Raw genomic sequence first — 14,299 nt, 5'->3', positions numbered from 1 at the left:
TAACAATTAATAAATATTTTTGAACAAGTAATACTTTTTTTTGAAAAAAAATAAAAAAAGTAATACTTTTAAAAAATGAAAATAGAGAAATTAATCTCTATTTTTTTACTGTTAATTTTTTACTTACTGTGTCTTTACTGTATGTGACTTTGTAAGTGTATTTTTTGCCTGCTTTAAGTTTTTTAAGGATGTTTTTCTTAATGGTGAATGTTGCTACACCTTTTTTATTGGTTTTAGCTTTTAAAGTTTTTCCATTAAGTTTGAGTTTAAGGGTTTTGCCTTTGAGGTATTTTCCATCAACTTTATTAAGGGAAACTTTAATTACAAGTTTTTTAGCAGATTTTTTGACTTTTTTGTTGGAAGCTTTTAAAATGCTGTTAACTTTGACATTATTTGTTACTTTAATGCCATCGTAAGATGCACTGACAGTGTATTTGCCAGGGTTTAAACTAAGTTTAACCTTAGCAACACCATTTTTATCAGTATTTGCAGAAACAGCTTTACCATTAACAGTAAATTTAACAGTTTTACCAGCTAATGCTTTACCATCCTGAGTAACTTTAACAGAGTAATACTGATTACTGGTATAAAGCATAGTAACATCCTTTGCTGTTAAAACTACTTTAGGTTTTGATTTTTCTACAACTAAAATCTGTTGTAGAGCTAAAACTCCTCCTCCGGTAGAAACAAAGCCAACAGTATTTGAACCTTTAATCAGACTGGTTACATCACTACTGAAATACTGAAGAGAATGGGCATTATCGCCACTCCAAACATTACTATAGACATTACCATTAAAAGTTAAATCAGCCAAATTATCTTTAGCATTAGCTGCAAAAACATACCATTTGGCAGATTTCATTTTATCGATATCCACATTAATATTCTCGGTGATGTTTACAGGCCTATCTGCTTTGTTATAACTTGTTTTGGATAATATATCAGCGCCGTTTGTAATATAGATATTTTTTAAATTGCCTCCACTTTCATTATATAATCCAATTAATGCCGGAGGATAAACCGCAGCATAAGTACCGTTCACTTTAATTAATTCTAAAGAATTGGATCCATCCTTAATTAAATCTGAAACATCATAAATTATAACTCCATACCAGGATAACCCATAAGAACCTAAATTTGTCTTATCCCTATATTTACCGACGATACGGTTAGAAATATCAACATTGTTAAAAGTCATGTTGAAAACCGGGAAACCTGCCGGAGTTTTATCATAATTATATGAAATATACAACAGGCCATTTACAAAAACAGAATTTTTTGGCAAGTTTAAAGTAAACTCATAAGATTTATTGGCTGCAAGCTCATCACTGCCTAAATATGCATCAGTACCTAAAACATCAATTAAAACATTTCCTGTTACAGCAGTATTCAAATTGAATTTTAAATCATCAGTCGGATAAGCGAAATTTTTGTTTAAATAACCGTTATATCTGATAGGAACAGTAATATTGCTTTTTGCAAGTAAAATATTCCCATCATAAACTTCAACCGTATAGGTTACATCATTATTTATTGCACCAGCTACTGTGGATTCATCAATAGTTCTAACGGTCGGGTCAATTAAACTGATTTCATTTAATGCATCATTTAATTTCATGGTTTGAGTGGAGATGACATTTCCATCTGCCAATAATTTAACAATGTAATTATCTTTATAATTAGTATTTATTGATGCTGTAATTACATTATTAGTGCCTGCATATGCAGTATTTGAATATTCTGTAGCAATTTTTGAAACGGTAACATTAGTATCTTCTAATGTTGTAACAATAATTTGATGAAATGCAACAACAGTAGTGGTAGTTGCAATAAAACTAATATTATTTGATTCCTTAATAATTGAAGTCACATTTGCTTCGAACATATCCATACTTTCAGCATCACCATCATAAACATTTGCAAAAGTATGATTATTGAATACCAAATCAGCATCGCGTTGATGAGCACTGCCTGCAAAAACATACCACATTGCTTCAGTGACTTTATCCATTGAAACATCTACTTTGCTATCTGCTTCAATTGGTCTTTTTCCATCATTATAGTCATTATATAATAAATCCATACCATTTCCAAAGTAGACATTTTTATAAGATGATCCAGGTTTTTCATACAATGTCACAACGGAACTTGAATATAATGCAGTTGAACATCCTCTATTTACAACAATTGTATTTGTTCTATCTGGCCTAACTAAATCTGTAACATTATATCCCAGCAAACCATATTTTAATGCACCCCATGTAGTGCCCATATTGGCTAAATCAATAGAAGACCAAAGGAGCCTATCTGAAATATCTAAACCATTGAAAGTTAGATCCCATAGTGGAAGACGATTATTCAAATCATCCGGAGTGTGATCCCAGTTATACAAAATATATACATATGATTCTGTTATTTTTCCCCCACTTAATCTGAGATTAAATGATTCGCTTCTTGGACCTGTAGATGCTCCGCTATAGGTATTTTTAAAATTATAGAAAACCACATCACCCTTAACTGATGTAGTGTAAGACCAGTCCCATGATTCAGATTTTGGATATGCATAATCTTTGCCCAAATATCCGTTATACATAACATTGGCAATTATTGAATTTTCTGTGATAAATTTATCCACTTGATAAACCTGAACAGTATAATTTACTTCTTTATTATCTGCACCCCTTACAGTAGTTTCATCAATTGGCCTGATTGTAGAATCATTTAATTTGAAACTTTGACTGCCTGCAGTTAAGTGAACATTCACACAATCAACTACATTATTATCAGCCAACAGCTTAACAGTAAAATTACCTTCAACATCAGATCTGATTGTTGCTGTCAATATATTAAATGTTCCCGGAAAACAGATATAGTCAGCAGGATATTCTGTACTTATCTTGCTAACGGAGACTGTTGAGTCCTGAGTTTGTTTTTCATTAGATAAATCTGAACTTAATGTATTAGTAGAGGGCTCATCTGATAGGCAAACATCATCGGTTATAGAATTAGAATTGAGTGAGGAATTATCATTTTCGGATAAACTAATGTAATCTTTTGAATTATCTATCTCTTCAGTTACTGCCATATCATCAATATTTTGAAAACTATCAGTAGTATTTAATGAATCCTGAGCCACAACGCAACTAAGAGAAATCATCATGAAAAATATGAAAATCAATAAAAGAGAATATTTTTTCATTAAAATAACCTCCTTCAAACAATTTTAAAAAAAAATTAAAAATAGAGATATTATTCAATCTCTATTTTTTTACTGTTAATTTTTTACTTACTGTGTCTTTACTGTATGTGACTTTGTAAGTGTATTTTTTGCCTGCTTTAAGTTTTTTAAGAATGTTTTTCTTAATGGTGAATGTTGCTACACCTTTTTTATTGGTTTTAGCTTTTAAAGTTTTTCCGTTAATTTTAAGTTTAAGGGGTTTGCCTTTGAGGAATTTTCCGTCTACTTTTTTAAGGGAAACTTTAATTTTGAGTTTTTTAGCAGATTTTTTGACTTTTTTGTTGGAAGCTTTTATGATGCTGTTAACTTTGACATTATTGGTTACTTTAATGCCGCCGTAAGATGCACTGACAGTGTATTTGCCCGGATTTAAACTAAGTTTAACCTTAGCAACACCATTTTTATCAGTGTTTGCAGTAATAACTTTACCGTTAACAGTGAATGTGACAGCTTTACCTGCTAATGCTTTACCGTCCTGAGTTACTTTAACAGAGTAATACTGATTACTGGTATAAAGCATAGTAACATCTTTTGCTGTTAAAACAGGTTTAGCCAATACATGAATAATAGAATTCACAGTCATTGGTTTATATTTGTCATCCCCTAAATATGTGCATTTAACTATATTGTCACCAGCGGTTAAACTAGGAATGTTAAATGTAGCGGTACCATTGGTAACTTCAGAGAATAATTTATTTCCATCAACTTCCAATAAAACATAACCTTTAGCATCGCTCGGTAAATCCATTGTGAAACTTGAGGTTTCACCAGTGGTGATTTCTGCAGGTAAATTCAAATCAAACAAAGCATTCTCAACAACGAATATTTGTTGTAACGCAGTTATTCCACTTCCAGTAGCAACAAAACTAACAATATTGGAATCTTTTATTAAATCGGATACATCTGCAACATAATATTGAACAAGATTGTAGTCTGTACCGTTCCAAACATTGCTGTAAAGTTTATCATTGAATATTAAGTCCCCTCTTCCGGAAGTTCCTCCAGATTCAAATACATACCAATAAGCATTCTGCATTTTTCCAGCATCTAAATCTACTTTATTTGTAACATTCACTAATCTGCCGGCTTTATTATAGCTACTTTTAGATAATTGATCAGCACCATTTAATATGTAAATATCGCTTAGAACTGTACTGTTAGTAGTGTTGTATAATCCAATTAATATGGTAGGATAAACTGCAACATTGGTTCCATTAGCTTTGATTAAAACAAGAGTGTTGTTTCCATCTTTAATTAAACCGGACACATCATAAATAAGAACACCATAGTATTTTTTACCATAATCACTAGTACCTAGATTAGTTTTATCCCTGTATTTTCCAACGATTTTGTCTGAAATATCTGCTCCATTGAAGGTCATGGTAAATACAGGATAACCTGCAGGAGTGAAATCAGAAGTATATGGAACATATAAAAGACCATTGACAAATGTTGAATTTCCAGGTAAAGTTAAAGTAAAGTTATCAGTTCTATTATTAATTCCAGTACTAATATATGCACTTTCAGTGATATCGACTAAAACACCGCCGGAAACGGTAGTGTTTAAAGTGTAAGGTTCATCACCAGTAGGATAAGCATAATCTTTACTTAAATAACCATTATATCTGATAGGAACTGTGATATTTTTAGTTGATATTAATTTATCACCATCATAAATCTCAACTGTATAAACAACTTTTTTGTTAGTGACATCAGCAGCATAAACAGTAAATTCATCAACAGGTCTGATTGTAGGATCAGTTAAAACAATAGTTGAACTTCCCTTGGTTAAATCAACAGCACTTTCATTAACTATCTGACCGTCTGCCAATAATTTAACAGTGAAATTATTATTAGAACCAATTGGGATAGTAGAATCAACTGTGGCAGTTATTACATTATTGGTACCAGCATAAGCAGTATTTGTATATTCAGTTGCAATATTTGTAACTTCCACATCCAATTCGCCTGTTGTTGTAACAATAAATTGAGTTAAAAGTTTATAAAACTGATTTTCATTAGTACCAGTTTTTTTTGCTATAAGGGTTATATTATTTGATTCTTTAATTATTTCAGTTACATCAGTTTCAAAATAACATGTGTTTTGAAAATTACTGATACCAGGGAATGCATCAAATGTATTATTATTAAATTCTACATTAATAATATTACAACTAGAGTCCCTTGCAAATAAATAATATTTAGCATCAACAACATTATCCAATGGAACATTTACCTCACTTTCACCTTTATTAACTCCGGTAGGTTTTAAAAAATTTGCACCATTACCGAAATAAACATTTTTTTGGGGTGCGCCAGGTATCTGGTATAAAGTAATAATATATTCTCCATGAAGTCTATTTGTGGCAGCTATACCAGTGCCAGAATTCTCTATATATAACTCATTATTTTCATTAGCTTTTATCAAACCAGTAATATTATATATCATTAAACTTTCCGGCATATTACTATTTACAAGAGTAGGAGCAGTATAAACGTACATTAAGTTGTCTTTGATGTTATGTCCATTGAATAGAATAGTATTATTATATATATTATCAACAAATTTTGTATTTCGAGTAACAATAGGTAAGAAAAGATAAGATTCAGTTATTGTTTCATCATCATTTAACTTTATAGTTATTGATGTATTATTATAGTTTTCCTTAATATTATAATTATTGTTTGGCATAGTTGCTACGAAGATATTTATATCTCCCTTAACAGTAGTATTGTAAGACCAATCATAACTTTCATTACCAGAAGTTATTACATTTACATCAGGATCAGCTAAGATTTCTTCAGAATTGACAGACAATACTTCACTTAAATCACAACTTCCCAATAAATCATTACATTGTTTTGCAGGAATTTGTTCTTCTTCAAGAGTTAAAACACCTAAAACTGTTTTCATGGAAAAACCATAATAACCACTACCAGGAACCCATCCTAAAACTGTATTGGAACTGCCAGGCATATAGTTTGAAATATCATACCATTCATTACATTTATAGTAACCTCCAGAAGCAGTATTATTCGCAATTGTACTGCAACCATTTATTGTAAATGCAGGATTTGAACTTGAAAGAATAACATTTCTCAAATTAGCATTTTTCGGATTTGAAATAGAGGATGTTTCAAAAGTGGTAGTGGCTGGTTGATTAAACCATGCCTGACCTGATTTAATCCAGTAATAAATGATATCGTCATCCCCATCATCATAAGCAACAACTAATGCAAACCATTTAATTCTACCATCAAAACTATATCCACTAATAGGGGAAGTCCCAATTTCAAAAGTTAATGTTGTACCATTTAATCCACTGATTGTGTCTGTTATATCATACCTCATATCATAATCAGAGTAGACTTTTGTTATGTTTGCATTAATAGTATACACAGTACCATCAGTAGAGCCCTGAGTACAAACTAAATTTTCTTCTCTAAATAAATTACCGTTCATATATATTTCGGCATTCGCAGCATATGTTGGCTGAGCACTGCCTGAATAAACATTAGCATGCAAATATGCCTTTTTAATAGTGGCATTTGATGGAACATCATATGTAAATGAAGAATATGTTGTAAATAAATGATTATCCTCAGCAATATCAACTCCCCCAGAGACATTACCACTATCTACAGTTTGAAAATTACTTACATCATTAATAGTTCTATCTGCTGATTCATCCGTATCAACATCGATCTCATCAGATACAGCAGTAACATTTGAAATATCACTATCTTCTGCTGAAACCGAACTAATAGAAACAGCAATGATGAAAATTAAAGTTATTAAACAAATTAAATACTTTCTTTTCATTTTATCTCCTTATTTAAATTTATAAAAACCAATAATACAAGAAGTATTACAAAAAAGCTAAAAATGAATATATTAGTAATACTAATCAAGGTATTATTAATAATATTATATAATTAAGAGTATATAACATTTACTTTAAAAATGAATTCTAAAAAAAAGAAGGAAAAATGAAAAATCACTATTTTTTAATTGTGATAGTATTTTTAATAGAAGATTTTCCATATGATGTAGTTATAGAATATTTGCCCACTTTCAGATTCTTCAAGGTTAAAGTGGCTATTCCCTTTTTATTGGTTTTTGCCTTATAGGTTTTTCCTTTAAATTTGAAAGTGATTTTCTTATTTTTAAGAGCTTTGCCTTGGGCGTTTACAAGCTTTGCAGTGAACTTGATTTTTTTAGCTTTCTTTTTGGAAATGTTTTTAGCAGTCAAAACCGGCTTTACAACTATTTTATTTGAAACTTTAAGATTTTTATAAGTGGCTGTAACATAATAGGTATTTGCCTTTAGTGTAATCTTATATGATGCATAACCGTTACCATCAGTGGTGGCTTTAACTGTTTTTCCTGAAATTTTAATTGAAACTACCGCACCTTTGAGGGGTTTACCGTCATCTGCAAGAACACGAACCTTATAATAGCTTCCTGCTCCAAAATACATCACAATGTCAGATCCTGTCATTTTAGCCTTGGATATGACATTAATCTTATTTGAAATCACAGAAGAATTATAAATCACTGAATCATTAACGCAGGAGGTTATTAAAAAACTACCTGCAGGAAGAGTGAGAATTAACGCTGAAACACCATTTTCATCACTTATAATGTGATAGGCCTTACCATCAACAGTGACATCTAAAGACACATTACCTAAAGGATTGTTTTCATCATCCAAAACATTGATTTTAAAAACAGCATTTTCACCGCAGCCCACACTAATATCGGATGCGGTCAGCCTGACATTTTTAAACACAACTGCATTATTTATACAGGAAGAACAGTTGAAAATTTCCGGGTTTGAAACATCGCATCGGACATCATAAACTCCAACAGGCAGATTAACGTTCACCCGTACAGTACCGTTTTCATCAGTGTTTAGATAATATGTTTTCCCATCAATTGTGACATTTAAAGAAACATTCGCCAGGCCATTGCCCGCCATGTCTGTTAATTTTGCAGTGTAGGTTACGTTATTCGGGTATTTTATATGGATATCGGATGAAATTAACTTAACTTTTAATGGAGAATATTTGACCGGTGATGAAAATGTATATGAATCGGCAACAACACCGCAGTCATATACTGATATTGTATAATTCACATATTTTGGACCGTTTAAAATATTATATTCCTTTCTGTAGGTATTCATGTCAAACAATTCGAAATCACATCCCTCTTGCGGAATGTCAAGGAATATCTCATCATCTTTAATGCCGTCGACATACAGTCTGGTTAAATATTTGCCCGGCTTATCTGCAGTGAAGTGGGCATTAATAGTTGTTACATCATCATTTAATGTAAATCCGCCGGCAGTGCTGACATCTGAAATGTTTAATGAAATGTTTTCCTTTCTAGGAGTTGATTTGATAACGGTCAAAACCAGCTTTAAAGATGGAGTGCCTGCCCATCCAGCCCCCGGACCGTATTTGATAAGAGTGTCACTTGAAGCATTGTAAAGGTTTGTTGCATTACAAATATGGCGCTGATAATATCCTCCGCTTACTGTGTTAACATCAGCCCTATCAAGCGAATTGCATGAAACCCCATTAACATCTATCTGAACTGTTCCGCTTGAAAGTATAACTGAATCAATGTTAAAATAATCCGTTTTTCCTAAGGATTTTGTTTCATAATCAATATAGAGTGGCGTGTCCATCCATGTCTGACCGTGACGAATCCAGTAATATATTTCATCATCATCCCCGTCATCATAAACTGTAACCAGTGCCAGCCATTTTATTCTTCCGTCAAAATTCTTTTCCATTTCAGCCTTCAAATCGTGAGAAAGAATTGTGAAATTTACTGTTGTGCCGGTTAAACTTTGAATCTTATCGGTAATGTCATATCTCATTTCATAATCCGAATATACTTTAGTTATATAATCATTAAGCTCATAAATTTCACCGTCAATGGATCCCTGGTCGATGAATAATGTTTCATTAGCAAAAGATTCTCCATTGATTGTAAACTTCGCCCCCAGGGCATAGCTTGGCTGTGCGCTGCCTGAATATACATTAGCATATAAGATGGATGACTTTATCGTTACATTTTTGGGAACGTCATATGAGAGATACCCATAGTATCCTTCACGCTTAACCGTTTTTTGAACACCATTTATTGTGACGTTTTCTTCATACCTTATCTTTTGCGCATCCCATGGATTGGAATCGACCACATCAACACCTCCAGATGCGATGCCGAAATCAGTCGTCCGGTTATTCATATAATCGGAAACATAATCCTCATCAGTGACATTTAAAGCATCCTGGGCATCCCCGGCATATATGCAGCAGCATGAGCATGCCAATATAACTGTTAAGATAAATAAAAAAATGAAATGTTTTTTCATAAGCCCCACCTTCATGTTATCTAATATTCTATTTGAATCATACATTTAAATATGTGATTATTACAAAATTCATCATAAAATATGAAAAAGTATTATTCAATCTAGCAAATATTTATTAAACCAAAAAAATAAATATAATATCTAATGTAGGGAGTACATATGATATTCGGAAAAGGCATTGTAAGAAAATATTCTAGAGAATACAATAGAACACTGAAAAATGGTGAAACAAAAAAATACACCACAGAACAAATCCAAATTACAGTATCTAAAAACGAAGACATCTATGAGAACAAAGAAAAAGTTTTAATTATCCCAAATTCAGAAATTAACGAATTCATTAATAGAGAAGAAGAGAATGATTCATTAAAAGTTGCTAATTATTTATATGTGGAGGAAGTGAAAAAATTGGAAAAACTATTAGCTGAAAATAATTATGCTTCTGCTTCAGAATACGAGCAAATCATTAAAGAACTTAAATCAAAAATTGAGAAACAAAACGTTGCTTTAGATGAAATGGAAAAGAAATACGATTCTTTACATCAAGACAATATGGATAGCTTGAAAAAAGAAAATGAATCCATAAAAGACAAACATTCAAAATTAATTATGGAAAATGAAAACCTCAAAACCAAGTTTGTCAACATCAAAACTGAAAATGAAAACTTAAAAACAAAATATTCAAGCATAAAAGAAGAAAACAAAAACCTTAAAAATAAATGTTCAATAATAAAAGAAGAACATTATTCCCTAAAAGAAAGTTATGAAAACGTTTCAAGTAAATATGACCACTTAAAACAAGAAAACCTCAACACAAAAACCAGTTATGCAGAAATTTTTGAAGCTAATGAAAATTTAGAAAAAGATTACGATTCATTGCGTTTAGAATATAATGATTTGGTTGATCAATTCAACAATTTGCAAGAAGAATTATATAACCTTAAAACCAACCATTCCCGTGATGAGTTTATAGCAAGTAGAGTTAAAGAGTTTATGTTGAACAGGAGTTAGAGAGTTTCATAATCATCCTGAAACTCCGGATTCCATCTTTTTAGTCCCGGAATGAACATTGTTGTGATTCCTGTTGCATGGGTTTCAGCAAGCCTAGGATTCTTTTCCATCATCTCTTTTGTTTTCCTGACAATCATCTCTTCCAGTGTTATGTCAGGTTCAGTGTACTCGCCATTTTGATAGCAATCCTTACAAAATTCAGGATTTAAACTTCCATCTTTATTTGTTCCGTAATCTTCTTTTACAATAGGTTGGCCACATGAATTACAAAATCCCATAAAAATACACCTTTAAAAAAAAATAGAGGTAAATTAGAATAATTCTAATTTACTTAGTCGTCTTTTACTTCAATATTTTCGTCTTCATCCATAGCAAGTCTCATGTTGTCTGGATCAGGTTCGAAATGTTCTAAGAAGTCTTGTGCAGCTCTTCTTACATCTCTTGAACCAATGATGTATCTGCCTGCGATAATGATGTTTGCACCTTTATCTATAGCTTCTGCAACATTATTAGGTTTGATTCCTCCAGCAACAGCGATTAAACCTTTATCACCGAGTGCTGCTTTAATATCTTTAATGTTACCCCATTCAGTCATGTCACTGGTGTCTTCACCGTGCTCTGCCCTGTAGGTTTCCATGTCAACATTTCTGTGTAATAAAACAATGTCCGGTTTCAAGTCTTCAGGCAATTTTTCTAATTTTTTCTCGAATTCCGCTACGTTCATCATATCAAGGATAGAGTAAATACCTTGTTTTTGGGTTTCGTGAATTGCTTTAGCAATGGATTCGACAGTACCGAGACCGGAAATTGCTACAGCATCAGCAGTTTCGTCAGCTGCCATTTTAACTTCTACACGACCAACATCCAAGGTCTTTAAGTCTGCGATAATGAATGCATCTGGACGTAGAGCTCTAATTTTACCGATAATTCCAACACCGAATTTCTTAACAAGTGGAGTACCTGCTTCAAGCAAGATTCTGTCATTATCCGGCAAGTCATTGATGATTCTTTCCATTGCAGCTTCGTTGTCAAGGTCAAGTGCAACTTGCAAGTAAGGTGGTGACCAAAGTTTTTTGACTTTGAATCCCATAATTGGGTGAGTTCCACGGTCTTTTTCTGCAAGTACCTTTTCGATTGATGGGTATCCTTCCATTGCTCTTCTGATTGCTAATTTTGTTGCTCCGTAGTTGTATTGGTAGATTTTTCTGAAATCTTGAGCAGAAGGATCTATAAATACGCTTACGTTAATCACGATATCTTCTACAATGTCTTTTGGAATGTATCCATCTTCCACTGCATCAGCTACTGCTCTTGCAACAGCTGTCTGTGCAGGTCCGAATATTTTACTTGCATCATCTAAATCTCCAACAGTTACTTTAGGAATGATTAAAGTAGCTGGCTTGGTCATTAAGTTTGGTCTGATTACACTTGTTAGTGGAGTGTGGCCTACAGATAAATTGGATAAACCGTTTGCAAAAGCCTGACCAACAGGTCCTTGTTTATCACCAATTAATAAGTCAATATGTGCTAATTCCGGGCCGTCTCCAATAAGAGCTTCTCCTATTTTGTACATTGGGTCCATTAAATTTCCTCCATATTATAATATAATTTTTATTTGTAATAAACTATTGGAAGTTAATCCTTCTTGAGATATCTTTTGGTAAAGGTAATCTTCTGAAAGGTTTTCCAGCAGTTTTTTCATTAATTTCATTAATTAAGTCATCGACTGTCATTTCGACTTTTTCGCCGGTTTCACGTACGGTAACTTGGAATTTGCCTGATTCCGCTTCCTTATCTCCTACAACAAAGATGTATGGAATCCATTCCTGGGATGCATTTCTGATTTTCTTGCCGACGCTTTCATCCCTGTCGTCAATGTCCACACGGATATTTGAAGCATTGATTTTAGCATATAGCTCTTCAGCAAATTCTTTGTGAGATTCGCCGACAGTCAATATTCTTGCTTGAATCGGGCTTAACCATGTCGGCAACATTGGAGCTCTCTCATCAATTTCCAATGCGGTTTTTTCAAGCATTGCACATAATACCCTTTCGATACTTCCGGTTGGGGAAGTGTGAAGGATTGTTGGATTATGCTGTTTGCCGTCTTCGCCCAAATAGGTAATGTCGAATCTTTCACCACTTTCCACATCGATTTGAACGGTTGGGTTTTCAATCGGACGACCTAATGCGTCAATGTTTGCCAAATCGATTTTACATACCCAGTAGTGGTGTCTTTCAGGTAAAATCTCTAAAAGAATAGGTTTTTTGAATTTATCGGCTATTTCATACATCCATTCTTCATTTTCATCAAAGAAGTCTTGGGTTGCTCTGAAAATTACTTCGAAATCCAAATTCAAATCAACACCTGTTTGCATACACATGTCTGTTTGAGCGGAAAATTCCTCTAAAGATGACGGTACGTCACAACAGAATGAGTGGCAATCAGGCATGGTGAATGCTCTCAATCTTTTAAGACCGACAACTTCTCCTTTTTTCTCATAACGGAAACTGTATCTGGTTAATTCGAAAATTTTTGCAGGGAAATTTCTCCAGGTCAAATATGAATCAGACATTAATCTGAACGCACCGAAACAGGCCGCAAATCTAAGCATTAATTTCTTTTTGGTGTCGGTTCTGTATTGTCTTTCACCGAATTTGTATGCATGTTCATAAATAGCCTGATTATCCAAATCATAAAAGATTGGAGTTTCAACGGGCATTGCACCACGTTCTACAGTCAAGTCATAAACATAATCGGCAAGCAAGTCTCTGATTAGCTTACCTTTAGGATACCATCTGAGGTTTCCGACATCGGATGCGGGTTCATAATCACAGATTTCCTTTTCCCTCATCAATTTGACATGTGGAGGTTCGCCTTCATCGGATGCTCCGCGGCCGAGTTCATAATCGACGAGTTGTTTGAAAGCATGATTTTCGAAATTGAAATCTTCAATCTGTGTGATTTTGTCCCCTTCAAGAATTTGCCATTTGGAAGGTTTTCTCTCTACTTTGGTTTCCTCTTCATCGGCAGTGATTGTTCTTGAAAGTTCGCTTAACGGATGCCCCTTACAGGAAATTTCAAATGCCTTATACCATCCGAAAGGTACTCTTTTTACAGTTAAGTTTTCAGCTAAAAGCGCCTGTTCCGCATCTTTTAAGATTTGAACGGCAACTTTTGGAGAGCTTAATGATGAAGATAAGTGAGCATATGGATATAACACGATATTTTCAGCTTGAACTTGATCATTAGTTTTTAAAACTTCTTTAACTAAATTTTTAACAATACCTTCTGGATTATTTTCGTCATCTTTTTCAACAGCTGTAAACACTACTAAAGAATCATCAAAGGAGCCTTGTTTTTTGGCATCTTCGATTTCTTCAGCTACAGGTGTCTCTTTTTTCACATTATAATTTAAATAATCAGAATGAATAAGAAGTATTCTCATTTAATCACCATATATTAGTGATTAAATTTTTGATTTTAATATTATATATAAATTAGGAAAAGGCAATTCTAGACTCTTTCAAAAACTTTGTTGATTTGAAATTTTTTAATGAAAATTAGTTTGTAATTTTTAATTTTGCTTAAAAATAGTTAAATTTAATAAATAGGTGGAGTAAAAGTTTTTATTATGCATAACCAAAAAACAAATACTCC

Annotated in this window: 7 protein-coding genes; 1 reads left to right on the top strand and 6 read right to left on the bottom strand. The window is 32.8% G+C overall.

Annotation, left to right across the window (positions count from 1 at the left end):
* Positions 1–97 precede the first annotated feature (97 nt).
* From IKS50_RS02105 to IKS50_RS02095, 3 genes are all read right to left on the bottom strand, one after another.
* On the bottom strand, positions 98–3,199 hold the full coding sequence (locus IKS50_RS02105; RefSeq protein WP_292844580.1) for a DUF3344 domain-containing protein: 3,102 nt from the start codon (positions 3,197–3,199) through the stop codon (positions 98–100).
* A gap of 61 nt (positions 3,200–3,260) precedes the next feature.
* Positions 3,261–7,061 (bottom strand): DUF3344 domain-containing protein, encoded by a 3,801-nt coding sequence (locus IKS50_RS02100; RefSeq protein WP_292844577.1) that lies wholly within the window; start codon positions 7,059–7,061, stop codon positions 3,261–3,263.
* A 178-nt stretch (positions 7,062–7,239) separates the two neighbouring features.
* The gene (locus tag IKS50_RS02095) at positions 7,240–9,627 is read right to left on the bottom strand and encodes an Ig-like domain-containing protein (protein WP_292844574.1); all 2,388 of its coding nucleotides are present in this window, start codon (positions 9,625–9,627) and stop codon (positions 7,240–7,242) included.
* Between the two features lie 159 nt (positions 9,628–9,786).
* On the opposite strand from IKS50_RS02095, the gene IKS50_RS02090 reads away from it, so the two are divergent.
* Positions 9,787–10,638, top strand: coding sequence for a phosphoserine phosphatase (locus tag IKS50_RS02090; protein WP_292844571.1), 852 nt, complete (start codon positions 9,787–9,789; stop codon positions 10,636–10,638).
* Here IKS50_RS02090 and IKS50_RS02085 read toward each other — a convergent pair.
* The 3 genes from IKS50_RS02085 to IKS50_RS02075 are packed head-to-tail and all read right to left on the bottom strand — an operon-like array spanning position 10,635 to position 14,087.
* Complete coding sequence (locus IKS50_RS02085) at positions 10,635–10,916, bottom strand: zinc ribbon domain-containing protein (RefSeq protein ID WP_292844568.1); 282 nt, start codon at positions 10,914–10,916, stop codon at positions 10,635–10,637. The genes IKS50_RS02090 and IKS50_RS02085 overlap by 4 nt on opposite strands.
* A gap of 53 nt (positions 10,917–10,969) precedes the next feature.
* Positions 10,970–12,211, bottom strand: a complete 1,242-nt coding sequence (locus tag IKS50_RS02080) for a bifunctional 5,6,7,8-tetrahydromethanopterin hydro-lyase/3-hexulose-6-phosphate synthase (protein ID WP_292845118.1) — start codon at positions 12,209–12,211, stop codon at positions 10,970–10,972.
* A 52-nt stretch (positions 12,212–12,263) separates the two neighbouring features.
* Complete coding sequence (locus IKS50_RS02075) at positions 12,264–14,087, bottom strand: threonine--tRNA ligase (protein ID WP_292844566.1); 1,824 nt, start codon at positions 14,085–14,087, stop codon at positions 12,264–12,266.
* Positions 14,088–14,299: the final 212 nt, after the last annotated feature.

The sequence above is a fragment of the Methanobrevibacter sp. genome (genome assembly GCF_017539065.1).
Classification (GTDB): domain Archaea; phylum Methanobacteriota; class Methanobacteria; order Methanobacteriales; family Methanobacteriaceae; genus Methanocatella.
The sequence above is the reverse complement of the archived record's forward strand: the minus strand, read 5'-3'. Positions and strand labels throughout refer to the sequence as shown.